Source organism: Streptomyces sp. NBC_00234, from assembly GCF_036195325.1.
In the GTDB taxonomy this organism is placed as follows: domain Bacteria; phylum Actinomycetota; class Actinomycetes; order Streptomycetales; family Streptomycetaceae; genus Streptomyces.
Map to the genome: position 1 here is coordinate 1358303 of NZ_CP108101.1, position 25998 is coordinate 1384300.

A 25998-nucleotide genomic window follows, 5' to 3' on the forward strand; every position below is an offset into this window, starting at 1 on the left:
TGCTTACTGCGCGGGGCCCTCGATGGCCTCGGAGGTCAGCAGGCCCGCGTTGATCTCGCGGAGCGCGATCGAGAGCGGCTTCTCGTGCACGTGGGTGTCGACAAGCGGACCGACGTACTCGAGGAGGCCTTCACCGAGCTGCGAGTAGTACGCGTTGATCTGGCGCGCGCGCTTGGCGGCGTAGATCACAAGGCTGTACTTCGAGTCGGTGGCCTCGAGGAGCTCATCAATCGGCGGGTTGATGATGCCCTCGGGCGTGGAAATGGAAGAGGACACTCTCTGCCTTCCGAAGGGGGTAGAGACCAAAGAGATCTTTGATCGCGCGGTTCCGTGGTGTACGTGCTTCGTGTCAGTCGCTGCTGTCACGGAGGCCGGAAGCCTGCAGCATCAAGGTTAGCAGCTCACGTGCTACATCCTCGACCGAGGTGTTGACAAGCGTCGTATCGAACTCGGACTCGGCGGCCAGCTCGATTTTGGCAGCCGCGAGCCTGCGCTCGATCACGTCGGGCGCTTCGGTTCCGCGGCCGGTGAGCCGGCGGACCAGTTCGTCCCAGCTCGGCGGAGCCAGGAAGACGAGCTGGGCGTCGGACATCGACTCGCGGACCAGCCGGGCGCCCTGGAGGTCGATCTCCAGCAGCACCGGCTCGCCCGCCTCCAGGCGGTCGAGAACGGCGCGGCGGGGCGTGCCGTAGCGGTTGCCCGCGAACTCCGCCCACTCCAGTAGTTCGCCGTTGGCGATGAGCTTGTCGAACTCCTCGTTGTCCACGAAGAAGTAGTGGACACCGTTGCGTTCGCCGGGTCGGGGCTTGCGGGTCGTGGCCGATACGGAGAGCCAGACCTCGGGGTGGACCTTGCGCATATGCGCGACGACCGTGCTCTTGCCGACCCCCGAGGGGCCGGAGAGCACGGTCAGCCGCGGACGTACGTCCGGGGGTACGGGGGACGTCCCCCGGGATGTTGCAGCCATGGAGCGATTATCCAGGTTCTCAGGAGTGCCTGAGAACGTCAGGCGGCGCTGCCGCCGAACTCACGCTCCAGGGATGCGATCTGGTTGGAGCCGAGACCCCGCACCCGGCGGCTCTCGGAGATGCCGAGCCGCTCCATGATCTGCTTGGCGCGGACCTTGCCCACGCCGGGCAGGGACTCCAGGAGGGCGGAGACCTTCATCTTGCCGATGACGTCGTTCTCCTGGCCCGTCTTGATGACCTCGTGGAGCGAGGCGCCGGAGTGCTTGAGTCGATTCTTGACCTCGGCCCGCTCCCGGCGAGCCGCGGCGGCCTTTTCGAGCGCGGCTGCGCGCTGTTCAGGGGTAAGGGGCGGAAGAGCCACGCCTACGTCACCTCGGATGTCGATCTGTCGGATACGGACCGGTGAGGAACCTAGTCGCCCCACACCTCGTGAGCAACGAACAACGTGTGCTCGTTGACTCTCGACGGAGACTAGCGGCCAAGGGCGCTCGAGTCAGCGAGAACGGACTAAAAGTCCTGGTCAGCCTCAGCCTACCGGGACTTTTCCGGCATATTGACCCTGATTTTGCTCAGGAATTCGTCAACGGGCTGTTACGTGGCATGGTCAGCTTCCCGAGACCGCCGCACGGACCTCGTCCGCGAAGCGACCGGCGGCTTCGCGCAGCCCGGAAACATCCGGACCGTGGCGCAGCACGCCCCGGCTCACGCTGGGCACCACGTTGCCCACCGCGGCGCCGAAGACACCCGGCAGGTCCGCGGGGGTCGCGCCCTGGGCACCGATGCCGGGAGCGAGCAGCGGACCGTTGATCTCCAGATTCACGCCGGCGTCGCCGAGTGTGGCGCCGACCACGGCGCCGACCGAGCCGAGCGGCGTGACGCCCTCGTTCTCCGCGGCCATGTGGTCGAGCATTACCTGGGCCAGCGACCGGCCGTCGGCCGCCGTCGCCCGCTGCACCTCCGCGCCCTCGGGGTTGGACGTGAGGGCGAGCACGAAGACACCGGCGCCGGAGACCGCCGCCGCGTCGAGCGCCGGGCGCAGCGAGCCGAAGCCCAGGTACGGCGAGACCGTGACCGCGTCGGAGAACAGCGGCGAGTCCTTGTCCAGGTAGGTCGCCGCGTAGGCGCCCATCGTGGAGCCGATGTCGCCCCGCTTGGCGTCCATCAGGACCAGGGCGCCGGCCGCACGGGCCTCCTCGACGGCCTTCTCCAGGACGGCGACGCCCCGGGAACCGAAGCGCTCGAAGAACGCGGACTGCGGCTTGAGCACGGCGACCCGGTCGGCCAGTGCCTCGACGACCGTACGCGTGAAGCGCTCCAGGCCCGCGATGTCGTCGTTGAGGCCCCAGGAGGTGAGCAGCGAGGCGTGCGGGTCGATGCCGACGCAGAGCGGCCCACGGGTGTCCATGGCGTGGCGCAGGCGTGCGCCGAAGGGTTCAGGGGTCACTTCATGACCTTCCGTGTCTCGGCGCCGACGGCTTCGGCGAGGGTGGCGTACGGGGAGGCGGCCAGGCGCGCGGCCAGGCCCTTGTGGATCGCGCGGGCGTAGACCGGGCCCTCGTAGATGAAGGCGCTGTAGCCCTGGACGAGCGTGGCACCGGCGAGGATGCGCTGCCAGGCGTCCTCGGCGTTCTCGATGCCCCCGACGCCGACGAGCGTGAGCCGGTCGCCCACACGGGCGTACAGACGGCTCAGGACCTCCAGGGAGCGCTCCTTGAGGGGCGCGCCGGAGAGACCGCCGGTCTCCGCGGTCAGGGACGGCGAGGACTTCAGCCCGAGGCTGTCACGGGCGATCGTGGTGTTGGTGGCGATGATGCCGTCCAGGCCGAGCTCCACCGCGAGGTCGGCGACCGCGTCGACGTCCTCGTCGGCGAGGTCGGGGGCGATCTTGACCAGGAGCGGGACCCGGCGGTCCGTGACGGTCCGGTCGGCTGCCTCGCGCACCGCCGAGAGCAGCGGGCGGAGCGCCTCGGTCGCCTGGAGGTTGCGCAGGCCCGGCGTGTTGGGCGAGGAGACGTTCACGACGAGGTAGTCGGCGTGGGCGGCCAGGCGCTCGGTGGACTTCACGTAGTCGCCGACTGCCTCGGCCTCCGGCACGACCTTGGTCTTGCCGATGTTGACGCCGACGGTCGTCCGGAAGACGGGGTTACGCGCTGCCAGGCGCTCGGCCACGGCGGCGGAGCCCTCGTTGTTGAACCCCATGCGGTTGATCAGCGCGCGGTCCTCGACGAGGCGGAAGAGCCGCTTCTTGGGGTTGCCGGGCTGCGGCTCGCCGGTGACCGTACCGATCTCGATGTGGTCGAAGCCGAGCATCGACATGCCGTCGATCGCGATGGCGTTCTTGTCGAAACCCGCCGCGAGACCGAAGGGACCGTGCATGCGCAGGCCGAGGGCCTCCGTACGCAGTTCCTCGTAGCGGGGGGCGAGCGCGGCGGCGACGAAGGTGCGCAGTACGGGTACGCGGGCGGCGAGCCGGATCCAGCGGAAGGCGAGGTGGTGCGCCTGCTCCGGGTCCATCCGCTTGAAGACCAGCTGGAAGAAGAGTTTGTACATCGGGGTGTCCTCGGTGTCCTCACAGAGAGGGGGACACCGTTTCCGGTGTCCCCCTGCTGGGCTTCTATCAGTCGCGGGCCGCGGTGAGATGTTCCGCGTGTTCCTGGAGGGAACGTACGCCGACATCACCGTGGTTGAGCGCGTCGATGCCCTGGACGGCGGCGGCGAGCGCCTGCACCGTGGTCAGGCAGGGCACCGAGCGGGCCACGGCCGCGGTGCGGATCTCGTAGCCGTCGAGCCGGCCGCCCGTGCCGTACGGCGTGTTGACGATGAGGTCGACCTCGCCGTCGTGGATGAGCTGGACGATGGTCCGCTCGCCGTTCGGGCCCTCGCCCTCGGACTGCTTGCGCACGACCTTGGCGTTGATGCCGTTGCGCTTGAGCACCTCGGCCGTCCCGGAGGTGGCCAGCAGCTCGAAGCCGTGGGCGACCAGTTCGCGGGCCGGGAAGATCATCGAGCGCTTGTCGCGGTTGGCGACGGAGATGAACGCGCGTCCCTTGGTGGGAAGCGGACCGTACGCGCCGGCCTGCGACTTGGCGTACGCCGTGCCGAAGACCGAGTCGATGCCCATGACTTCACCGGTCGAGCGCATCTCCGGGCCGAGGACCGTGTCGACGCCGCGGCCGTGGATGTCGCGGAAGCGCGACCACGGCATGACGGCCTCCTTGACGGAGATCGGCGCGTCGAGCGGCAGGGTGCCGCCGTCACCGGTCTTCGGGAGCAGGCCCTCGGTGCGGAGCTCGGCGATGGTCGCGCCCAGGGAGATCCGGGCGGCGGCCTTGGCGAGCGGCACGGCGGTCGCCTTCGAGGTGAAGGGGACGGTGCGGGAGGCACGCGGGTTGGCTTCCAGGACGTACAGGATGTCGCCGGAGAGCGCGAACTGGATGTTGATCAGGCCGCGTACGCCGACGCCCTTGGCGATGCCCTCGGTGGAGGCGCGCAGCCGCTTGATGTCGTAGCCGCCGAGCGTGATCGGGGGCAGGGCGCAGGCCGAGTCGCCGGAGTGGATACCGGCCTCCTCGATGTGCTCCATGACGCCGCCGAGGTAGAGCTCGGTGCCGTCGTAGAGCGCGTCGACGTCGATCTCGATCGCGTCGTCGAGGAAGCGGTCGACCAGGACCGGCCGGGTGGGGCTGATCTCGGTGGACTCCGCGATGTACGAGGAGAGGCGGGTCTCGTCGTAGACGATCTCCATGCCACGGCCGCCGAGTACGTACGACGGGCGTACGAGGACGGGGTAGCCGATCTCGTCGGCGATGGCCTTGGCCTCGGAGAAGGTGGTGGCGGTGCCGTGCTTCGGGGCCGGCAGGCCGGCCTCGGCCAGGACCCGGCCGAAGGCGCCGCGGTCCTCGGCGGCGTGGATCGCCTCCGGGGACGTACCGACGACGGGCACACCGTTGTCCTTGAGCGCCTGCGACAGCCCCAGCGGGGTCTGGCCGCCGAGCTGGACGATGACACCGGCGATCGGGCCCGCGAGGGACTCGGCGTGCACGATCTCCAGGACGTCCTCCAGCGTGAGCGGCTCGAAGTACAGCCGGTCGGAGGTGTCGTAGTCGGTGGAGACGGTCTCCGGGTTGCAGTTGACCATCACGGTCTCGTAGCCCGCGTCGCTCAGCGCGAAGGAGGCGTGGACGCAGGAGTAGTCGAACTCGATGCCCTGGCCGATGCGGTTGGGACCCGAGCCCAGGATGATCACCGCGGGCTTGGTGCGGGGCGCGACCTCGCTCTCCTCGTCGTACGAGGAGTAGAAGTACGGCGTGTTCGCGGCGAACTCGGCGGCGCAGGTGTCGACCGTCTTGTAGACCGGGCGGATGCCGAGCGCGTGGCGGACCTCGCGTACGACGTCCTCGCGCAGACCGCGGATCTCGCCGATCTGGGCGTCGGAGAAGCCGTGCCGCTTCGCCTCGGCGATCAGGTCGGCGTCGAGGCGCTCGGCTCCGGCCAGCTCGTCCGCGATCTCCTTGATCAGGAAGAGCTGGTCGACGAACCAGGGGTCGATCTTCGTGGCGTCGAAGACCTCTTCCTGGGTGGCGCCGGCCCGGATCGCCTGCATGACGGTGTTGATCCGGCCGTCGGTCGGGCGGACCGCCTCGGCCAGCAGCTCCGCCTTGTCGCCGGGCTCACCGGTGAAGGCGAACTGCGAGCCCTTCTTCTCCAGGGAGCGCAGTGCCTTCTGGAGCGCCTCGGTGAAGTTGCGGCCGATCGCCATGGCCTCGCCCACCGACTTCATGGTGGTGGTCAGGGTCGAGTCGGCGGAGGGGAACTTCTCGAAGGCGAAGCGCGGGGCCTTCACGACGACGTAGTCGAGAGTCGGCTCGAAGGAGGCCGGGGTCTTCTCGGTGATGTCGTTGGGGATCTCGTCGAGCGTGTAGCCGACGGCCAGCTTGGCGGCGATCTTGGCGATCGGGAACCCGGTGGCCTTCGACGCGAGCGCCGAGGAGCGGGAGACCCGCGGGTTCATCTCGATCACGATGACCCGGCCGTCGGTCGGGTCGATGGCGAACTGGATGTTGCAGCCGCCGGTGTCGACGCCGACCTCGCGGATGATCGCGATGCCGATGTCGCGGAGCCGCTGGTACTCGCGGTCGGTGAGGGTCATCGACGGGGCGACGGTGATCGAGTCACCGGTGTGGACGCCCATCGGGTCGAAGTTCTCGATGGAGCAGACGACCACGACGTTGTCGTTCTTGTCGCGCATCAGCTCCAGCTCGTACTCCTTCCAGCCGAGGATGGACTCCTCCAGGAGCACCTCGGTGGTCGGGGAGAGCGTGAGGCCCTGTCCGGCGATCCGGCGCAGCTCCTCCTCGTCGTGCGCGAAGCCGGAGCCGGCGCCGCCCATGGTGAAGGAGGGGCGGACGACGACGGGGTAGCCACCGAGCGTGTCGACGCCCTTGATGATGTCGTCCATCGTGTGGCAGATGACCGAGCGGGCGGACTCGCCGTACCCGATCTTCGCCTTGACGGCCTCGACGACGCCCTTGAAGAGGTCGCGGTCCTCGCCCTTGTTGATGGCCTCGACGTTGGCGCCGATCAGCTCGACGCCGTACTTCTCCAGGACACCGTTCTCGTGCATGGAGATCGCGGTGTTGAGCGCGGTCTGGCCGCCCAGCGTCGGGAGGAGCGCGTCCGGGCGCTCCTTGGCGATGATCTTCTCGACGAACTCGGGGGTGATCGGCTCGACGTACGTGGCGTCGGCGATCTCCGGGTCGGTCATGATCGTCGCCGGGTTGGAGTTCACCAGGATGACGCGCAGGCCCTCGGCCTTGAGGACGCGGCAGGCCTGGGTGCCGGAGTAGTCGAACTCGGCGGCCTGACCGATGACGATCGGACCGGAGCCGATGACCAGGACGGACTGGATATCGGAGCGCTTAGGCACGCTGGCCCTCCATCAGGGAAACGAAGCGGTCGAAGAGGTACGCGGCGTCGTGCGGGCCCGCGGCTGCTTCGGGGTGGTACTGGACGCTGAAAGCCGGCTGGTCGAGGAGCTGAAGGCCCTCGACGACCTGGTCGTTCAGGCAGACGTGGGAGACCTCGGCGCGGCCGAACGGCGTCTCGGAGACCTTGTCGAGCGGGGCGTCGACGGCGAAGCCGTGGTTGTGCGCGGTGACCTCGACCTTGCCGGTCGTGCGGTCCTGCACGGGCTGGTTGATGCCGCGGTGGCCGTACTTCAGCTTGTACGTGCCGAAGCCGAGCGCGCGGCCCAGGATCTGGTTGCCGAAGCAGATGCCGAAGAGCGGGGTCTTCCGCTCCAGGACGCCCTGCATGACGGAGACCGGGTGGTCGGCCGTGGAGGGGTCGCCGGGCCCGTTGGAGAAGAAGACTCCGTCGGGCTTCACCGCGTACACCTCGTCGAGGGTGGCGGTGGCGGGCAGGACGTGCACCTCGATGCCGCGCTCCGCCATGCGGTGCGGGGTCATCCCCTTGATGCCGAGGTCGATCGCGGCGACGGTGAACTTCTTGGTGCCGATCGCGGGGACGACGTACGTCTCCTTCGTCGCGACCTCGGCGGAGAGGTCGGCGCCGGTCATCTCGGGGGCCTGGCGCACCTTGGCGAGCAGCATGCCATCGTCGGCGATGGCGTTGCCGGAGAAGATGCCGACGCGCATCGCGCCGCGCTCGCGCAGGTGGCGGGTGAGCGCGCGGGTGTCGATGCCGCTGATGCCGACGACGCCCTGGCTCGCGAGCTCCTCGTCGAGCGAACGCCGGGAGCGCCAGTTGGAGGGCACCCGCGCGGGGTCGCGCACGACGTAACCGGCGACCCAGATCTGCTGCGACTCGGGGTCCTCGTCGTTCACACCGGTGTTGCCGACGTGCGGGGCCGTCATCACGACGACCTGACGGTGGTACGAAGGGTCGGTCAGCGTCTCCTGGTAGCCGGTCATGCCGGTGGAGAACACCGCCTCGCCGAAGGTCTCCCCCACGGCCCCGTAGGCACGGCCGCGGAAGGCGCGGCCGTCCTCCAGGACGAGTACGGCGGGAGCTTTGGCGGCTCCCCGGGTGGAGATCGTCATCGTGCGGTGCCTTCCGTAGTGCGGTTCAGATGGTTGATGGCGTCGACCCAGGCCCGGTGTTCGGCCGCGTGGTCGGAGCGGAAACCGGAGTCGATCAGCTTGTCGCCGTGCGCCCAGGTGATGACCAGCAGGCCGCCCTCGGGGAGGACCTTGCCGGCGAGCGCCTTGTCGAGCCGGGCCTCGCGCAGTGCGTCGGCCGGTACGAAGAAGTCGGCCGCTCCGGGGCGTACGACGTCGAGTCCCTGCGCGCCGAGCGTCAGCTCGACGCGGCTGCGGGTGCCGAGGCCGTGCGCGACGATCCGGTCGAGCCACTGCCCGGCGGTCGTCGAGGCGTGGTAGCGGCCCGAGAGTGTGAGCAGTGTCTCGCCGTCCGCGAATCCCTCGGGGGTGGCGGGCAGCTCGGGCAGGTCCGACTGGAGCTGTCCTCGCCACTTCCATCCCTGGCGCATCAGCCAGTAGACGAGGGCGATGAAGACGGCCAGTCCGACGACCCAGCTGATCCGGGCGGACCAGTCGGTCACTTCGGCCGACTTCTGGTCGGCGGCCAGCAGGTACAGGGGGGTCAGTGTTGTCACGCGAGCTTCCCGTCGACGACCGTGGCACGGCCCCGCAGGAAGGTGTGGGTCACTCGGCCCGGCAGCTCGCGACCCTCGTACGGAGTGTTGCGGCTGCGGGACGCGAAGCCCGCGGGGTCCACGACTCCACGGTATGCCGGATCCACGAGCGTCAGGTTCGCGGGCTCGCCTGCCGAGACGGGGCGGCCGTGGCCGTCGAGCCGGCCGATCGCCGCCGGGCGGAACGACATGCGGTCGGCGACGCCCGCCCAGTCGATGAGGCCGGTGTCGACCATCGTCTGCTGGACGACGGAGAGCGCGGTCTCCAGGCCCACCATGCCCATGGCCGCCGCGGCCCACTCGCAGTCCTTGTCCTCGTGCGGGTGCGGGGCGTGGTCGGTGGCGACGCAGTCGATGGTGCCGTCGGCGAGCGCCTCGCGCAGGGCCATCACGTCGGCCTCGGTGCGCAGCGGCGGGTTCACCTTGTAGACCGGGTTGTACGACCGTACGAGCTCGTCGGTGAGGAGCAGGTGGTGCGGGGTCACCTCGGCGGTGACGTTCCAGCCCTTTGACTTGGCCCATCGGACGATCTCGACCGAGCCGGCGGTCGACAGGTGGCAGATGTGCACCCGGGAGCCGACGTGGGCGGCGAGGAGGACGTCGCGGGCGATGATCGACTCCTCGGCCACGGCGGGCCAGCCGCCGAGACCCAGCTCCGCGGAGACGATGCCCTCGTTCATCTGGGCACCCTCGGTGAGGCGCGGCTCCTGGGCGTGCTGGGCGACGACCCCGTCGAACGCCTTCACGTACTCCAGCGCCCGCCGCATGATCACGGCGTCGTCGACGCACTTGCCGTCGTCGGAGAAGACCTTCACTCCGGCGGCGGAGTCGTGCATCGCGCCGAGTTCGGCGAGCTGCTTGCCCTCCAGGCCGACGGTGACGGCGCCGATGGGCTGCACGTCGCAGTAGCCGGACTCCTTGCCCAGCCGCCAGACCTGCTCGACGACGCCCGCGGTGTCGGCGACCGGGAAGGTGTTGGCCATGGCGTGCACGGCGGTGAAGCCGCCGACCGCCGCGGCCTTGGTGCCGGTGAGGACGGTCTCGGAGTCCTCGCGGCCCGGCTCGCGCAGATGGGTGTGCAGGTCGACGAGGCCGGGCAGCAGGATCCGGCCCGCCGCCTCGACGACGGTGGCGTCGCCGGCCTCGATGTCCGTGCCCACCCGCTCGATGGTCTCGCCGTCGATCAGGACGTCCTGCGGCTCGCCACCGAGGATCTTCGCGCCGCGGATCAGGATCTTGCTCATGATTACTTGTTCTCCTCGGTACGGGCGGGGGTGGCGGACTCGTTGCCGCCCAGCAGCAGGTAGAGCACGGCCATGCGGATCGAGACACCGTTGGCGACCTGCTCGACGACCGTGCAGCGGTCGGAGTCGGCCACGTCGGCGGTGATCTCCATGCCCCGGACCATGGGCCCGGGGTGCATGACGATGGCGTGCTCGGGCATCTTGGCCATGCGCGAGCCGTCCAGGCCGTAGCGGCGGGAGTACTCGCGCTCGGTCGGGAAGTAGGCGGCGTTCATCCGTTCACGCTGCACACGAAGCATCATCACCGCGTCCGACTTCGGCAGCACCTCGTCGAGGCTGTAGCTGACGTCGCAGGGCCACTGTTCGACGCCCACGGGGACGAGCGTCGGCGGGGCCACCAGGGTGACGTGGGCACCGAGCGTGGTCAGCAGGTGCACGTTGGAACGGGCCACCCGGCTGTGCAGGATGTCGCCGACGATCGTGATGCGGCGCCCTTCGAGGTCCTTGCCGAGACCGGCGTCGGCCCCGACCAGCCGGCGGCGCATCGTGAAGGCGTCCAGCAGGGCCTGGGTGGGGTGCTCGTGGGTGCCGTCTCCGGCGTTGACGACGGCTCCGTCGATCCAGCCGGAGGTGGCCAGCCGGTACGGGGCGCCCGAGGCGCCGTGCCGGATGACGACGGCGTCCGCGCCCATCGCCTCCAGGGTCAGGGCGGTGTCCTTGAGCGACTCGCCCTTGGAGACGGACGAGCCCTTCGCGGAGAAGTTGATGACGTCGGCGGAGAGCCGCTTGGCGGCGGCCTCGAAGGAGATGCGGGTACGCGTCGAGTCCTCGAAGAAGAGGTTGACGACGGTGCGTCCGCGCAGGGTGGGGAGCTTCTTGATCGGCCGGTCCGCGACCCGGGCCATTTCCTCGGCTGTGTCGAGGATCAGGACGGCGTCGTCGCGAGTGAGGTCGGCGGCCGAGATGAGGTGACGCTTCATCTGGGGGTTCTCCGGGTTGCTGGAGGGAGGATTCGGGCACGCGGGCGTGCGGAAGCTGCTGTACGGCCTGAAGGGCGGTGTACGGGCCTAGACAGCTACTGCTCGACCGCCGGGGCCGTCTGCTGGACACCGAGCAGCACGGCGTCGCGGCCGTCCTCCTCGGCGAGCTGGACCTTGACCGTCTCCCGCAGCGACGTCGGGAGGTTCTTGCCGACGTAGTCGGCTCGGATGGGAAGTTCTCGGTGACCGCGGTCGACGAGGACCGCGAGCTGCACCGCGCGGGGGCGGCCGATGTCGCCGAGCGCGTCGAGTGCGGCGCGGATCGTGCGGCCGGAGAAGAGCACGTCGTCGACGAGGACGACCAGCCGGCCCTCGATGCCCTCACCGGGGATGTCGGTGCGGGCCAGGGCACGCGCGGGGCGCAGCCTCAGGTCGTCGCGGTACATCGTGATGTCGAGCGATCCGACCGGCATCTTCCGGCCGGTGATCTCTTCGAGTTTGTCGGCGAGCCGACGGGCGAGGAAGACGCCTCGCGTCGGGATGCCGAGCAGCACCACGTCGTCGGCGCCCTTGGCGCGTTCGACGATCTCGTGGGCGATCCGGGTCAGTACCCGGGCGATGTCGGGAGCCTCGAGAACGGGGCGTGCCGCATTGCCGGTGTCGTCATGCTGTGCGTCCATAAGAAACGGACCTCCTTCTCCGCCTCACTGGACGGACGTTAAAGGACGTCGAAATTGCGTCATCAACGTTACCAGGGCTTGTGCGAGCCTCTGGTCCCACCCCCGGGAGGTACCGGTCCGGACCATTCAGCTTGACGCATCCAAGTAACGCTGCGTAACCTCACAGTGAGTTACCAGCCACGCGGCGGAGCCGCAAACTGTTCCAGCGTCCGGGGAGCCTTATGTCCAGCGAATACGCAAAACAGCTCGGGGCCAAGCTCCGCGCCATCCGCACCCAGCAGGGCCTCTCCCTCCATGGCGTGGAAGAGAAGTCCCAGGGCCGCTGGAAGGCCGTCGTGGTCGGTTCGTACGAGCGCGGTGACCGCGCCGTGACCGTCCAGCGCCTCGCCGAGCTGGCAGATTTCTACGGGGTCCCGGTGCAGGAGCTGCTGCCCGGCACGACGCCGGGCGGTGCCGCCGAGCCGCCGCCGAAGCTCGTTCTGGACCTGGAGCGCCTCGCCCACGTCCCGCCGGAGAAGGCCGGACCGCTGCAGCGCTACGCCGCGACGATCCAGAGCCAGCGCGGTGACTACAACGGCAAGGTGCTGTCGATCCGCCAGGACGACCTGCGCACGCTCGCCGTGATCTACGACCAGTCGCCGTCCGTGCTCACGGAGCAGCTCATCAGCTGGGGCGTGCTGGACGCGGACGCGCGTCGCGCGGTCCACGACGAGGGCTGACGCCGCACCAGCAGAAACGTACCGCCGGGTGGGCGGGGGCCTTCGGGACCCCGCCCACCCGGCTTTTGCGTACCCGGCCGTTCACCCGACCGGCGGCGTGCGGCCTCCCGGACCGGGGCGTCCGCCTGAGCGGTGGTGGGGCGGGTGCCGGGGTCGTCCACCTGAGCGGTGGTGGGTCGGGTGGGGCCCCTCCGGAGTGTCTCCTCGGGACGGGCGCGGCACCCGGGTCCGGAGCGAACGAACCCGGCTCCTACGCCCGCCCCTGCGGGGACCCTCCTGCACGGCCCCACCCGTGTCTCGTCGATCCCTGCGGCCCGGTGGCACGGCATCCCAGCCACCCGGAACCGACCCGTCTCCGCTCGCTCCCCCGGTGGCACGGCCCGCAGCGACACTCCGGCCGGTCCGGGGCCGTGCAGGAGGGTCCCCGCAGGGTGACGAACGGATACCCGGGTTCGTTCGCTCCGTACCCGCCGAACGTTCGTTGCCCGAGGAGACACTCCGGAGGGGCCCCGGACCACCCCCGAACCGGCCACCACGGGCCGCGGCGCCACAACCAAGCCCGTCCGGCGCTTGAGGACAAAACGGCGCCGCGAAGACGAACGGTGCCGAAGACAACGCCGAAAGGCCCACGGTCAACGACCATGGGCCCTTCGTGGCGAACGCCGTCGGAAGCTACTGCTCCCGGCGCAGGTTCGGCTTGAGGTCCTTGAAGCGGGCCAGCAGCCCGTTCACGAACGACGGGGAGTCATCGGTGGAGAACTCCTTGGCGAGCTGGACCGCCTCGTCGATCACGACGGCGTCCGGCGTCTCGTCCATCCAGATCAGCTCATACGCACCGAGCCGCAGAATGCTCCGGTCGACGACCGGCATGCGGTCGATCTCCCAGTCCACGGCGTAGGTGACGATGAGGTCGTCGATACGGTCCGCGTACTGCGCGTACCCCTCGACGAGCTCCATCGTGAATTCGCCGACCGGCGGCTGTCGGTCGTCGGTCCGCGAGAGGCGCACCCAGTCCGCGAGGACCGTCTGCACGGACTCACCGCGCTGGTCGGCCTCGAAGAGGATCTGGAAGGCGCGCTTGCGGGCCTTGTTCCGGGCAGCCACGGTTAGCTGTTCACCCGGCCGAGGTAGTCGCCCGTACGGGTGTCGACCTTGATCTTCTCGCCGGTGGTGATGAAGAGCGGAACACCGATCTCGTAACCGGTCTCCAGCGTGGCGGGCTTGCTGCCACCGGTGGAGCGGTCGCCCTGGACACCCGGGTCGGTGTGCTGGATGGTCAGCTCGACGGCGGCCGGCAGCTCGACGTAGAGCACCTCGCCCTCGTGCTGGGCCACGGAGGCGGTGAAGCCCTCGATCAGGAAGTTGGCGGCGTCGCCGACAGCCTTGCGGTCGACCATCAGCTGGTCGTACGTGTTCATGTCCATGAAGACGAAGTACTCGCCGTCCATGTACGAGAACTGCATGTCGCGGCGGTCAATGGTGGCCGTCTCGACCTTCACGCCGGCGTTGAACGTCTTGTCGACGACCTTGCCGGAGAGCACGTTCTTGAGCTTGGTGCGCACGAAGGCCGGGCCCTTGCCGGGCTTGACGTGCTGGAACTCGACGACGGACCAGAGCTGGCCCCCGTCGAGCTTGAGCACCAGGCCGTTCTTGAGGTCGTTCGTGGAAGCCACGGTTGCGGAATCTCCTGGACTGAAGCTGGTGGACGACCGAGGATGCGCGCTAGAGCGCGAGCAGCTCCTTGGTCGTAATGGTGAGTAGCTCGGGTCCGCCGTCCGCCTCTGGGCGCACGACGAGCGTGTCATCGATCCGGACACCGCCCCGGCCCGGGAGGTGGACCCCCGGTTCGACGGTGACCGGCACACAAGCGTCCAGTTTACCCATGGCTGTCGGTGCCAACTGCGGGTCCTCGTCGATTTCGAGCCCGACGCCGTGCCCGGTCCAGGGTGCGAGGCCCTCGCCATGGCCCGCGGAATCCAGCAGATGGCGGGCCGCGTGGTCCACGTCGCGGTAGGCGGCACCGGGGAGAAGCGCCTCCCGTCCGGCCCGCTGAGCGGCGAAAACGAGGTCGTAGAGCTCGATCTGCCAGTCCGCGGGAGTCGTCCCGATCACAAACGTACGGCCGATCTCGCACCGGTAGCCGCGATAGTTCGCGCCGAGGCAGACGGAGAGGAAATCGCCTTCCTCCACACGCCGGTCCGAGGGCCTGTGACGGCCTTGGCCCGAATTGGGCCCGGTGGCGACGGAGGTCGCGAAGGCCGGACCGTCGGCGCCGTGGTCCACGAGCCGGCGTTCCAGCTCCAGGGCCAGGTGACGCTCGGTACGGCCCACCAGGATCGATTCGAGCAGCTCGCCGAGGGCCTGGTCGGTGATCTCGGCGGCGATCCGCAGACAGGCGATCTCTTCCTCGTCCTTGACGATCCGCAGCTGTTCCACGGACGCTCCGAGATCGGCCAGCCGCAGCCGGGGGGCGACCGAGCCCATGGCACGGTGACGGGCGACCGTCAGATCGTGCTCCTCGACCGCGAGCGACTCCGCGCCGACGGAGGCGGCCAGATCGGCGGCGGCGACCACCGGATCGCCGCCCGGCACCGGGAGCACGGTCTGCCGCAGCGCCTCGTCGGGGCGGCCCTCGGCGGGATCGCCGGTGGGGGCGCGGGGGCAGAGCAGGACGTCCTCGGTGGGTCCGAGCAGCAGGACGGCCCCGAGGGGGGCTCCGCCCGCGAGATAGCGGACGTTGGCGGGACGGGAGACCAGGGCGGCCGCGGACCCCGCGGCGGCGCACCGGTCGCGGAGCAGGCCACGGCGGACGGCGTACACCTCTGACATGTTCCGAGCCTACGAGCGGGGGCCCGGCAGCGCCCGGCCAGCGCATCCGACCGGGGGGGGACGACCGGGTTGTTACCAGGCCGGCGGGCTGGCGATGGAGCGGGCGAGGACGTCGTCCAGGACCCGGGCCGTCGTCTCCACGTCGTAGCTGGAGTTGTCGATGATGGGCAGGCCCGAGCCGTACCAGCCGGCCATCCGGCCGTGGATGCGGGCCACCTCCTCGTCGGACAGCCGCCGGTTCCCGCTGCGGGCGGCGTTGCGCTCCAGCACGACCTCCAGGCCGGGCAGGAGAACGACGGGCAGGAGTCCGGGGCCCACGTGGCGCTTCCAGCCGCCGAGGCCGACGACGGGGCGGTCGGGGAAGACGGCGTCGTCGAGGATGCACGAGATGCCGTTGGCCAGGAAATTACGGGCGGCGAAGCCGCAGGTGCGACGGGCCAGGCGGTACTGGGCCTCGGAGTGGTCGTTCCACCCGGCCTGCGGATCGGCGAAGCCGGCGCACACCCACTCGCGGACGTCGTCGAGGGAGACGTGTGCGGTGGGGACCCGGCGCCGGGCGGCCCAGAGTCTGGCCACGGTGGTCTTCCCGGCGCCTGCCGGGCCGATCAGCAGCACGGCGAGCGTCGCCGTACCGGTGCCGGGCTCGGCGGGCGGGGCGGGCAGCGGCACGGGACCGCCGGGAGGCAGCCGTACGTGGCCCGTGGTCTCGCGGGAGGGCGGCACGGGGGCGTGGAGGGGCGCGGGGCCGGTCCAGCCCTGCCCGGGGGGCGGGGGCGGTATCGGCGGCGGGCCGGGGTGGCCTGGATGGCCGGGGTGCTGGGCCTGGTGCGTCCAGCCGGCAGGTCCGTTTCCGGGTCCTTGGGGCGGCGGCAGCGGGGCCCCCACTGCGTGCTGCATCCGGTGCCACTCCGTCTCGTACAGGCAACTGGCGCTGGTGGAACGGCAACCGTACCGTCCCCGGCCGCCGCAAGGTGAACGGACGGGGACGGCATGGAGTGCCCCGTCGGCCGGGGTGGCCGACGGATCGGACGTGGACGGCCGACGGATCAGATGTCGAGTTCGTCGGCCAGGGCCCGCAGCGCGAGTCGGTAGGAGCCGATACCGAATCCGGCCACGGTCCCCGTGGCCACGGGCGCGACGACCGACGTGTGGCGGAATTCCTCCCGTGCGTACGGATTCGAGATGTGCACCTCGATCAGCGGGGCGGTCCGCTGGGCGGCGGCGTCCCGCATTCCGTACGAGTAGTGCGTGAACGCACCCGGGTTGAGAACGACCGGAATTGAACCGTCCGCGGCGTCGTGGAGCCAGCGGATCATCTGGCCCTCGTCGTTGGTCTCGCGTACGTCGACCTCGAAGCCGAGCTCCTTGCCGAGCGTCTGGCAGGTCTCGATGAGCCCGGCGTAGGAGGTCGCGCCGTAGACGTCGGGTTCGCGGGAGCCGAGGCGGCCGAGGTTCGGCCCGTTGAGCACGAGGACCCTTCGGGTCACGCGGACACCTCCCCGTAGGCGGCCAGCAGGATGGCCGGGTCGGGACCTTCGAGGACGGTGGGCTTGCCCAGGCCGTCGAGGACGATGAAGCGCAGCAGGTCGCCGCGGGACTTCTTGTCGACCTTCATGTTCTCCAGCAGCTTGGGCCACTGGTCGCCGCGGTAGGTGAGCGGCAGCCCGACGGACTCGAGGACGGCGCGGTGCCGGTCGGCGGTGGCGTCGTCGAGCCGGCCGGCGAGCCGGCCCAGCTCGGCGGCGAAGACCATGCCGATCGAAACGGCCGCGCCGTGGCGCCACTTGTAGCGCTCGTTCTTCTCGATGGCGTGCGCCAGGGTGTGCCCGTAGTTGAGGATCTCGCGGACCCCGGACTCCTTGAGGTCGCTGGAGACGACCTCCGCCTTGACCCGGATGGACCGCTCGATCAGCTCGGCGGTGTGCTGTCCGGCGGGCGTGCGGGCGCCTTCGGGGTCGGCCTCGACCAGTTCGAGGATGACCGGGTCGGCGATGAAACCGGCCTTGATGATCTCGGCCATGCCGGACACGTAGTCGTTGACCGGCAGCGAGTCGAGGGCGGCGAGGTCGCAGAGCACACCGGTGGGCGGGTGGAAGGCGCCCACGAGGTTCTTGCCCTCGGCCGTGTTGATGCCGGTCTTGCCGCCGACGGCGGCGTCGACCATGCCGAGCACGGTGGTGGGTACGGCGATCCAGCGGACGCCGCGCAGCCAGCTGGCCGCGACGAATCCCGCCACGTCGGTGGTGGCGCCGCCACCGATGCCGACGATGACATCGGTACGGGTGAAGCCGGTCTGGCCGAGCGCCTTCCAGCAGTACGCCGCGACCTCGACGGTCTTGGCCTCCTCGGCGTTGGGCAGCTGGATGGCGATGGCCTCGTAGCCCTGGGAGGCGAGGTCCTCGCGGACCGCCTCGCCCGTCTCGGCGAGCGCCTCGGGGTGCAAGACGGCGACCCGCTTCGCGCGGTCGCCGATGAGGGCGGGCAGCTCACCGAGCAGCTGCCGGCCGACGAGTACCTCGTACGGGTCGGTGCCCGCGGTGCCCGCGACCTGGATGCGAGTGGGTGCCTGCTCCGTCATGCGTGTGTTCTCCCGGCCGGGCGGTACGGGGGTGTCGCCCGTGCGCTCCGGCAGTTCCAGTGCGTCGAGGATCGCCTGCGCGACCTCGTCGGGGGTGCGGTCGTCGGTGGCGACGGTCGTGCCGGCCACCTCGGCGTAGAGGTGACGGCGGGCTTCCATCAGCTCGCGCCACTGCCGGCGCGGGTTGACGGCGAGCAGCGGCCTGGCGGTGTTGAGCCCGACCCGCTTGACCGCCTCGTCGACGTCCATGGACAGGTAGACGACGGTGTGGCCGGTGAGCAGTTCGCGGCTCGTCGCGTCGAGGACCGAGCCGCCGCCGAGGGAGAGGACACCCGTGTGCCCCGCGAGCGCGGCGCGTACGGCCTGCCGCTCCAGCGCGCGGAAGTGCTCCTCGCCCTCGTCGTAGAAGATCTCCGGGATCGGCTTGCCGGCGGTGGCCACGACGTCCGCGTCGGTGTCCCGGTAGGTGGTGCCGAGCCGTTCGGCGAGCAGTTCACCGACCGTGGACTTTCCGACGCCCATGGGGCCGACGAGGACGATCAGCGGGCGGCTCATCGGATCTGCAGGTGGTCGAGGTACGACTGCACGTTGCGGTGGGTCTCGGCCACGCTGTCGCCGCCGAACTTCTCCGCGACCGCGTCGGCCAGGACCAGGGCGACCATGGCCTCGGCGACGATGCCCGCGGCCGGAACGGCGCAGACATCGGAGCGCTGGTGGTGGGCCTTGGCGGGCTCACCGGTGACGACGTCGACGGTGGCAAGCGCGCGGGGCACGGTGGCGATGGGCTTCATCGCGGCGCGGACCCGGAGCAGTTCACCGGTGGTCAGACCGCCCTCGGTACCACCGGCGCGCCCGGAAGCGCGCTTGATTCCGTCCTCGGTGACCAGGATCTCGTCGTGCGCCTTGGAGCCGGGCACGCGTGCCAGGTCGAAGCCGTCGCCGACCTCGACACCCTTGATGGCCTGGATTCCCATCATCGCGGCGGCGAGACGGGCGTCGAGACGACGGTCCCAGTGCACGTGCGAACCGAGGCCGACCGGCACTCCGTAGGCCAGCACCTCGACGACTCCGCCGAGCGTGTCGCCGTCCTTGTGGGCCTGGTCGATCTCGGCGACCATCGCCTTCGAGGCGTCGGCGTCCAGGCAGCGCACCGGGTCGGCGTCGAGCTTCTCGACATCGGCGGGCGTGGGGTAGACGCCGTACGGCGCCTTCGCCGAGGCCAGCTCCACTACGTGGCTGACGATCTCGATGCCCGCGGTCTCCTTGAGGTAGGACCGGGCGACGGCACCGAGCGCGACCCGGGCCGCGGTCTCCCGGGCGCTGGCGCGCTCCAGGATCGGCCGGGCCTCGTCAAAGCCGTACTTCTGCATCCCGGCGAGGTCGGCGTGGCCGGGGCGGGGGCGGGTCAGCGGGGCGTTACGGGCCAGCTTGGCCAGTTCCTCGGGGTCCACCGGGTCGGCCGACATGACCTGTTCCCACTTGGGCCACTCGGTGTTGCCGACCATGACGGCGACGGGCGATCCCATGGTGAGACCGTGCCGGACGCCGCCGAGGAAGGTGACCTCGTCCTTCTCGAACTTCATCCGCGCACCGCGGCCGTATCCGAGCCGCCGCCGGGCGAGCGCGTCCGCCACCATCTCCGTGGTGATCGGCACGCCGGCGGGAAGACCCTCCAGCGTCGCCACGAGTGCGGGGCCGTGCGACTCCCCCGCGGTCAGCCAGCGCAACCTGCTCAACGGTGCTCCTCATGCTCGCGCCTGAAACTGCAACGGCGCGACCGGGTGCGCGGCCCTGGCCCGCCGCCTCCGATCCTCCCACGACCGGGGGCGCGAACCGGCCGCCGGTCCACTAGGCGGACGGTTTGACCATCCGCTTAACGCAGCTGGCGACGCGGCGACCTCACCGTTTGACGGACTACCGAATGAGCACCTGGAAATGGGACATGCTCCCGTCCTCAGCAGCCCCAGCAAGTGTTCCTGCGCCCCATCTCGGCTCTGGAGAGCCTGAACCACCATGCCAGCGCCTGAAATCGACCTACCAAGGGCTGTCCCGTAAATGAGCTCCCGGCTGTTCGGGATGTGCCCGCCCCCGGGCTGGTGGTCTCGCCTATCCGGCGAGCGTGAGGTTGTGCAGGCGGGCGATGCCGAGCATGGCGTGGTGAACGCCGTCGCCGCGCAGGCGGCAGTCGCGCAGGATCTTGTAGGTCTTCATGCGGGCGAAGCAGTGCTCGACGCGGTCCCGAACTTGCTTGTGGGATTTGTTGTGGGCCTGTTTCCAGGCGGGCAGCTCTTCGCCCTTGCGGCGGCGGTGCGGCATCACCAGTCCGGTGCCGGGGTGGCCGCCGTCTGCAATGGTCGTGGTGTTGCCGACGGCGGCCTTCGCGCCGGATTCGGCCCAAGCGCGGCAGTCGCTACGGTTGCCGGGCAGCGGCTGGCCGACCACCACGACCAAGCGGATGTCGGCGACGATGACCACCTGATGGTTGATGGAGTAGCGATAGTTATTCGACTGCTCGGCCACCTTGTGATCGCGGGTGGGGACCAGGGCGGCGTCCACGATCAGCACGGTGTCCTTGGCGAACCGCCGACGGGGCTGCAGGGCAAGCTTCGGCCTGAGGTCACGGATCACACGGTCGGCGGCCGACTTCGACACCCCGAACAGCGGTGCCAGTTGTCGCATTGTCAGGTTGGTCCGCCAGTATGCCGCGACCAGCAGCACCCGATCCTCCAGCGGCAGCTTCCACGGCCGGCCACGACCCTGGGCATCGGCGCCCTCGGGACGCAGTTGGACCACCAACTTGCCGAACGCCCGTGGGCTCAGCCCAGTGAACGGGGCTATCCAGGATGACTCCGATGCCGTAATCACACCAGTCACGGCCTGATCTTTCCAGGTCGTGACTGGTGGGATCGGGCACCGCTTCGTGCAGAACTACTCTTCGTTCCTCGATCGCGCCGTTAGGGGGTAAGCGCGGTGGCGACTCGGGCCAGACGCGCGGCGGGCCAGGTGAAGCGGTTGGCGGGGTTGCGGAAGGAATAGGTGTTCGGGCTGTGCTGAAAGGGGCCGCCGTCATAGCCCGGGATCCGGGCCGGACCTGCGGGCTGTTCGTCACGAGGTCATCATGTCCTCGGCCGCCTCACGAGTGACAGCCGGGTCCGATGCTTTGCGGGACAGCCCTTAGGCAGCCTGGCCACCACCTTCACAGGAAAAAGAAGGCTACCCGTACGAGAATAGACAGAAGAACATCAAGCCAAGCTGGGCGAACCAGTCAATTGCCAGGTGTAACCACCCTGGCCATCACCGTCCAAGTCGTAATAAATACTTCCGTCAGCGGTATATCTGCCTGCAGCGGAGGTGCCGGGCGACGTACAGTCAAGGTTAGAGTTAGCGTTGTCATTTATCCGAGTCGTGAATATGCAATCCTGATACTTTTGCATAACGTCAGATTTCTCAAGCACGATCTCCACGATGAAGCTATCAAACTTGCGCAGACCTCCACCGTCTGTCGCGGTTCCGTAAGCCCGCGCCTTAAAAACACCATTAACCTTCTCAACACAGAGAGATATGCTCACGTCAACGTTCTCACCCGGTGTCGCAAACTCCTTCAATTGCCTATCACTACACATCACCGCAGCACTGGCCGGTGCGCCAAAATATACGCCACTGGCAAGAATTGAGGAGAAGGCAACAAAGAAGACAGAGATTCGCTTCTTCATATCGAACGATCCCACTATAAAACTCCCTAAATGCGACAATAGTGCACAATCGGAACGGTAGACCCGAAAATGATGCGGGCACGCCGATAATAGGGACGCTACATCACCTGCAAGGCCACGCGCCAGTAGACTCGAGGTAGCTACAAAAGAATCAATAACTGGAATCCAAGGTTCCTAGTTTCGGCACACCCAGAAGGGCAAATCGGGATCGCGTCGATTTTATTTGATATCGCAAGACTTATTCGTTATGTCCACGCGGCCAAGCGGTACAAGTCCGCACTGCTCGCTGACACCCACCCGAAACCACACAATCACCGGGGCAGCCTAAGCAACGAAGGCTCTGCGAATCCACTAAGGGCTCGCAGAGAATCAACGTACTACTTCCCGCGATCCGGCTCGTTGACGTGGTATAGGCGTACCGGAATCAACTCGTGATCAACTGGCCGTGAAGTTCGGGGTGTTGCTCCCGCATCTGGACAAACGGCAGCGTCGGCTGCTGATGGGAGTTGGGGCCCGCGTCCTGGGCCACGGCGGGATCCGGGCCGTCGCGCGGGCGGCAGGCGTCAGCGAGGCCACGGTCCGCAAGGGCGTAGACGAGCCGGCGGCGAGGGAAGAGCCGCTGGGTCGGGTCCGTCGGCCCGGCGGTGGACGGAGGAAGGCCGCGGATCTGGACTCGGGGCTGCGGCCTGCGCTGCTTGCCCTGGTGGAGCCGGACTTGCGCGGGGATCCGATGTCACCGCTGCGCTGGACGACGAGTCAACCAGGACAAGGTCAGCGCCGACAACGTCGGCGACCTGTTGCGGGAGGAGGGCTTCAGCCTGCAGGGCAACGCCAAGACCATCGAAGGCGCCCAGCACCCGGACCGAAATGCGCAGTTCCGTCACCTCAAAGGCGATTCCGTACGGGAGGCGATTACCCGCACGCCCACCGACTGCTGATCACCGCGGACGCGGGTGGCTCCAACGGCTACCGCACCCGCGCCTGGGAAGCGGAACTGTCCGCCCTGGCCGCCGAGACCGGCATGCAGATCACCGTGTGCCACCTATCCCCGGGCCCATCGAAGTGGAACAAGATCGAACACAGGCTGTTCTCCCACCTCACCATGAACTGGCTCGGCAGGCCCCTGACCAGCCACGAGACCATCGTGAACACCATCGCCGCGACCACTACCCACACCGGACTCCGGGTGCATGCCGAATTCGGCACCCGCACCTACCTACGACACCGGCGTGAAAGTCACCGACGCGCAGATCGACGCACTGACACTGAGCCGGCACTGCCTCCGCGGCGACTGGAACTACACCCTCCGCCCTGCGGGTGCGCACCCCCACCCGGACAAGAACGGGTCCAAGACCACTGGGCATACGGTCACTCCCGCGGCCCGGGCTCCGCGCCGTCTTGGCTCCGCCTCACTCCGCAACCCGGAACTGACCGGCATGACGACCACGCAGCTGAACCCCCTGGTCGGCGAGCTGGTCCCCGCCTTGGAAGAACACCGCAAACTCGGCACACACGACCTCCTGGCCGTACTCTTCGGCGTCACCCGCAGCACTCTCTCCCGGGCCGCGCAAGAGGTGCGGCCCTTCTGGCCGACCGCGGTCACACGATCCTGCCTGCAACAGCACTGTTCCGCACAGCTGCGGACGTAGCCGCGTTCCTCGCCCCGGCGGCCACCCACTCCGAGATCAAAGCCGGGTGTTGATTCTGTGCGCGCCCTTAGCCGACATCTGGTCACCTGGAGACCACAACGATCACCGCCGACGACTACCAGGTACCTGACTGGCATGCCCACCCTCGCCGCGAAAGCGAGCACCTGCCCATCTCAGAAATGGCCCACAAATCAGTCCGCGCCGACGGACAGCCAACTGAGCACGAAGAAGTCGACAGCCAGGCAAAGATCGCTCAAGGGGCCTACGACCGACGCCCTGACGGATCGCAAGGAGCCACTGTGGAAAGCTCCACTTCCTGACAATCGATGGCCACATCTTCTCTAGTCCTCACGAGAAGCGGCTAGAGCCGACTCCCCTGCAGCCCGCATGACTTCCAAAGGGGAAGTCTCGCAACCCGTCATCAATCGAAACTGCAATGCAGCCTGATGGACGAGTAGTTCAAGGCCGCCAATCACTGACCCTTTTCTTGCCACCCATGCATGGGCCAGGACGGATGGCCACGGTTCATACAACACATCGAAAAGGGCACCCGGGTTCTCTGGAACCGCCTCAGCGAGAAAGTCCGCGGCCCCTGCAGGAGTCGTAGAAATGACCAGTGGGGCCCCTAGGCCACTCGCGGCTTCGCTCCAATCAGCCGTGCGCACATCAATCCCAAGAGATTCTCCCCAACAGTTCATCTCCCTAGCTCGCGTCTTCGAGCGGACGTAGACGGTTACCGGGCCGATACACACACGGGCCAAGGCTGCAAGGGCAGACGACGCAGTGGCGCCTGCACCCAGAATCACTGCGGATTCCACTACTTCCGGGCCGCGTTCACGCAAGGCTGCCACCATGCCAGGGATGTCAGTGTTATCGCCGACTCGGCGGCCATCTTCGGCGAACACGACGGTGTTTACGGCGTTAACTGAGGACGCGGTCTCGCTGATCTCGTCCAGCAGCGGAATAATGGCGCGCTTCAGCGGCATGGTCACTGACAGCCCGGCCCAGGAAGAATCCAGCCCTTCGATGAAGCCGGGGAGTCCCGCCTCTTCCATTTCGAAGCGGTCGTACGACCAGTGCTTGAGGCCCAGCGCTGCGTAGGCGGCCCGGTGGAGGGCCGGGGAGAGCGAGTGGGCGATGGGGGAGCCGAGGACGGCGGCTCTGCGCGGTGTGTTCACTGGCCGGCCTTCTCGTCCTCGTACTTCTGCCGGTTGCGCTCGTGCTCCTCGTTCGTCACGGCGAACACCGTCTTGTCCTCGGTCACGGAGACGAAGTAGTACCAGGGACCGGAGGCCGGGTTCATCGCCGAGTGCAGTGCGTCCGCGCCGGGGTTGCTGATCGGACCCGCCGGAAGCCCCTTGATCTTGTAAGTGTTGTAGGGGTCGTCGATCTCCCGGAGTCCGTCCACGGGGCCGAGGTCCAGTGTGCTCTGGCCCTTGATGTAGTTGACCGTGGAGTCGAATTCGAGCCTGCCGACCGTTTCGGTATTGCCGGGCTTGAGCCGGTTGTAGACCACCCGGGCGACCTTGTCGAAGTCGTGCTTGTACTTGCCCTCGACCTGCACGAGGCTCGCGACCGTGATGAGTTGCCAGGGATTCTTGAGACCCAGCTTGGTCGCCTTCTCCTCGACCTCGGCCTTCTCGTACTCCTCGTTCGCCCGGGCGACCATGCGCTTCAGGGCGTCCTCGGGCTTCGACCCCTTGGAAACCGGGTAGGCAGCCGGGTAGAGGAACCCTTCCAGCGGGTCCTTGACCTCGGGATTGTCCTCGGCCCAGTCCGGCAGCCCCAGGCTCTCCGCATTTGTCTCGGCAATCTTGGCCGTGCTGCCCTTTTTGAGCTCGAGACGTGCGTCGATCTTGGCGTAGATCGTGACGTTCTTCGTCCCCTCGGGGATCACAAGGGCATTCTGGCTCTTCGGGTCAAGCATCAGCTTCACGGCACTGTCCGCCGACATCTCCTCCTTGAGGAGATACACACCGGCCTGAATGAATTTGCCCCGCGGATTGGCATTTTGTGCCGAAGTGAAGGCGCCGATGGATTTGACGACGCCTTTCTTCTTCAGGATGCCCGCGATCTCGTTGCCGAGCGCTCCCTTGGGAATCTCCACCTCGACGGAGCCGCTGCCCTCGCCCGCGTAGTCGGGCGCCGAGCCGAACTGGTCCTTGTAGTAGGAGTAGCCCAGGTAGGCCACTCCCCCGAGTCCGCCGACGAGGACCACGGAGACGACCAGGCAGGCACAGCCGCTGCGGCTCTTCTTCTTGCCCTTGTCCCGGCGTTCGCTTCCACCGCGTCCGCCGCGGCGGGACGCGCGCGAGTCGTCCTCGTACTCGTCGTCGTCGCGGTCGTCACCGCCTACCGGGTCGTCCGCGCCGGTGAAGAAGGGGTGCGTCTCCTCCTGGGGCACGTCCGGCTCCCAGTCGGGCGACTGCTGCCCCGGCGCCGCGTCACGGCGGCCCGGGGGCTGCGGCGGCGGGTACGCCTCGGGGGTGCCGTAGTAGTCCTGCTGTCCGCCGTATCCGCCGGGCTGCTGTCCGTACGGGTCCTGGGGCTGCCCGCCGTACGGCATGGCTGCCTGCTGACCGGTGTCCCAGCCCCCGTCGTACTGGGGCTGCTGCTGCGGCTGCTGCGGCTGGGCATACGGGTCCTGCGGGGTGCCGTACTGCTGCTGCGGCTGGGCATACGGGTCCTGTGGCGTGCCGTACTGCTGCTGCGGGTACTGCTGCGGCTGCTGCTGGGCGTACGGGTCCTGCGGGTAGGGCTGCTGCTGGCCGCCGTACTGGTCCTGGCCGTACTGGCTCTGGCCGTGGGCAGCCTGCTGGCCTCCCCATCCCTGGTCCCCGTACAAGGGGTCTTCGGGATGCCACGGTTCGGAGCCGGGGCCCCGGCCATACTCAGTCATCGATCCCCTAGTGCCGCGAGACGACGTTCCGCCTCTTTGCTGTGCAGTGTTTGTTCGAACACCG

The 25998-nt window shown here is 68.6% G+C and carries 23 protein-coding genes and 1 pseudogene; 2 read left to right on the top strand and 22 right to left on the bottom strand.

What is annotated here, in order from left to right:
- Nucleotides 1-3 precede the first annotated feature (3 nt).
- From rpoZ to pyrR, 11 genes are all read right to left on the bottom strand, one after another.
- Nucleotides 4-276 carry a DNA-directed RNA polymerase subunit omega gene (gene rpoZ, locus OG230_RS05735; RefSeq protein WP_028814064.1) on the bottom strand — a complete coding sequence of 91 codons (273 nt, stop codon included), beginning with the start codon at nt 274-276 and terminating at the stop codon, nt 4-6.
- A gap of 73 nt (nt 277-349) precedes the next feature.
- The gene (gene gmk, locus OG230_RS05740; protein ID WP_328909037.1) at nt 350-967 is read right to left on the bottom strand and encodes a guanylate kinase; all 618 of its coding nucleotides are present in this window, start codon (nt 965-967) and stop codon (nt 350-352) included.
- A gap of 38 nt (nt 968-1005) precedes the next feature.
- Nucleotides 1006-1329, bottom strand: coding sequence for an integration host factor (locus tag OG230_RS05745; protein ID WP_328909038.1), 324 nt, complete (start codon nt 1327-1329; stop codon nt 1006-1008).
- Between the two features lie 243 nt (nt 1330-1572).
- On the bottom strand, nt 1573-2412 hold the full coding sequence (gene pyrF / locus OG230_RS05750) for an orotidine-5'-phosphate decarboxylase (RefSeq protein WP_328909039.1): 840 nt from the start codon (nt 2410-2412) through the stop codon (nt 1573-1575).
- A complete protein-coding gene (locus OG230_RS05755) occupies nt 2409-3518 on the bottom strand; it encodes a quinone-dependent dihydroorotate dehydrogenase (RefSeq protein WP_328909040.1) in 1110 nt (369 codons plus the stop codon). The genes pyrF and OG230_RS05755 overlap by 4 nt, the downstream gene beginning before the upstream one ends.
- 67 nt (nt 3519-3585) lie before the next feature.
- Nucleotides 3586-6894, bottom strand: a complete 3309-nt coding sequence (gene carB / locus OG230_RS05760; protein WP_328909041.1) for a carbamoyl-phosphate synthase large subunit — start codon at nt 6892-6894, stop codon at nt 3586-3588.
- Nucleotides 6887-8029, bottom strand: a complete 1143-nt coding sequence (gene carA, locus OG230_RS05765; RefSeq protein WP_328909042.1) for a glutamine-hydrolyzing carbamoyl-phosphate synthase small subunit — start codon at nt 8027-8029, stop codon at nt 6887-6889. Before carA ends, carB begins: the two co-directional genes overlap by 8 nt.
- Nucleotides 8026-8604: a PH-like domain-containing protein gene (locus tag OG230_RS05770; protein ID WP_328909043.1), complete on the bottom strand. Its 579-nt coding sequence runs from the start codon at nt 8602-8604 to the stop codon at nt 8026-8028. Before OG230_RS05770 ends, carA begins: the two co-directional genes overlap by 4 nt.
- The gene (locus tag OG230_RS05775) at nt 8601-9887 is read right to left on the bottom strand and encodes a dihydroorotase (protein WP_328909044.1); all 1287 of its coding nucleotides are present in this window, start codon (nt 9885-9887) and stop codon (nt 8601-8603) included. The genes OG230_RS05770 and OG230_RS05775 overlap by 4 nt, the downstream gene beginning before the upstream one ends.
- A gap of 2 nt (nt 9888-9889) precedes the next feature.
- Nucleotides 9890-10867 carry an aspartate carbamoyltransferase catalytic subunit gene (locus OG230_RS05780; protein WP_328909045.1) on the bottom strand — a complete coding sequence of 326 codons (978 nt, stop codon included), beginning with the start codon at nt 10865-10867 and terminating at the stop codon, nt 9890-9892.
- 95 nt (nt 10868-10962) lie between these two features.
- Nucleotides 10963-11547 (bottom strand): bifunctional pyr operon transcriptional regulator/uracil phosphoribosyltransferase PyrR, encoded by a 585-nt coding sequence (gene pyrR / locus OG230_RS05785; protein ID WP_328909046.1) that lies wholly within the window; start codon nt 11545-11547, stop codon nt 10963-10965.
- Nucleotides 11548-11768: 221 nt separating this feature from the next.
- On the opposite strand from pyrR, the gene bldD reads away from it, so the two are divergent.
- Nucleotides 11769-12266: a transcriptional regulator BldD gene (gene bldD / locus OG230_RS05790; protein WP_328909047.1), complete on the top strand. Its 498-nt coding sequence runs from the start codon at nt 11769-11771 to the stop codon at nt 12264-12266.
- 672 nt (nt 12267-12938) lie between these two features.
- On the opposite strand, the gene nusB is transcribed toward bldD, so the two are convergent.
- From nusB to OG230_RS05835, 9 genes are all read right to left on the bottom strand, one after another.
- On the bottom strand, nt 12939-13370 hold the full coding sequence (nusB, locus tag OG230_RS05795) for a transcription antitermination factor NusB (protein ID WP_097968313.1): 432 nt from the start codon (nt 13368-13370) through the stop codon (nt 12939-12941).
- A 2-nt stretch (nt 13371-13372) separates the two neighbouring features.
- The gene (gene efp / locus OG230_RS05800; RefSeq protein ID WP_031097761.1) at nt 13373-13939 is read right to left on the bottom strand and encodes an elongation factor P; all 567 of its coding nucleotides are present in this window, start codon (nt 13937-13939) and stop codon (nt 13373-13375) included.
- Between the two features lie 49 nt (nt 13940-13988).
- Complete coding sequence (locus OG230_RS05805) at nt 13989-15095, bottom strand: M24 family metallopeptidase (protein ID WP_328909048.1); 1107 nt, start codon at nt 15093-15095, stop codon at nt 13989-13991.
- A 72-nt stretch (nt 15096-15167) separates the two neighbouring features.
- Nucleotides 15168-15992: a Pro-rich N-terminal domain-containing protein gene (locus OG230_RS05810; protein WP_328909049.1), complete on the bottom strand. Its 825-nt coding sequence runs from the start codon at nt 15990-15992 to the stop codon at nt 15168-15170.
- 149 nt (nt 15993-16141) lie between these two features.
- A complete protein-coding gene (aroQ, locus tag OG230_RS05815) occupies nt 16142-16582 on the bottom strand; it encodes a type II 3-dehydroquinate dehydratase (protein WP_328909050.1) in 441 nt (146 codons plus the stop codon).
- Entirely contained in the window at nt 16579-18228 is a 1650-nt protein-coding gene (aroB, locus tag OG230_RS05820; protein WP_328909051.1) for a 3-dehydroquinate synthase, read from the bottom strand. The genes aroQ and aroB overlap by 4 nt, the downstream gene beginning before the upstream one ends.
- Entirely contained in the window at nt 18225-19409 is a 1185-nt protein-coding gene (gene aroC / locus OG230_RS05825; protein ID WP_328909052.1) for a chorismate synthase, read from the bottom strand. Before aroC ends, aroB begins: the two co-directional genes overlap by 4 nt.
- 370 nt (nt 19410-19779) lie before the next feature.
- Nucleotides 19780-20547, bottom strand: a complete 768-nt coding sequence (locus tag OG230_RS05830; RefSeq protein ID WP_328909053.1) for a transposase family protein — start codon at nt 20545-20547, stop codon at nt 19780-19782.
- Nucleotides 20548-20915: 368 nt separating this feature from the next.
- Nucleotides 20916-21386 (bottom strand): hypothetical protein, encoded by a 471-nt coding sequence (locus tag OG230_RS05835; RefSeq protein WP_328909054.1) that lies wholly within the window; start codon nt 21384-21386, stop codon nt 20916-20918.
- 409 nt (nt 21387-21795) lie between these two features.
- Here OG230_RS05835 and OG230_RS05840 point away from each other — a divergent pair.
- Nucleotides 21796-22699, top strand: a pseudogene (locus tag OG230_RS05840) (ISAzo13-like element transposase-related protein); the annotation flags it as partial.
- Nucleotides 22700-23376: 677 nt separating this feature from the next.
- Here the strand turns inward: OG230_RS05840 and OG230_RS05845 are convergent.
- A complete protein-coding gene (locus OG230_RS05845; protein ID WP_328909055.1) occupies nt 23377-24213 on the bottom strand; it encodes a shikimate dehydrogenase in 837 nt (278 codons plus the stop codon).
- Nucleotides 24210-25934, bottom strand: a complete 1725-nt coding sequence (gene mltG / locus OG230_RS05850; RefSeq protein WP_328909056.1) for an endolytic transglycosylase MltG — start codon at nt 25932-25934, stop codon at nt 24210-24212. Before mltG ends, OG230_RS05845 begins: the two co-directional genes overlap by 4 nt.
- Nucleotides 25935-25998: the final 64 nt, after the last annotated feature.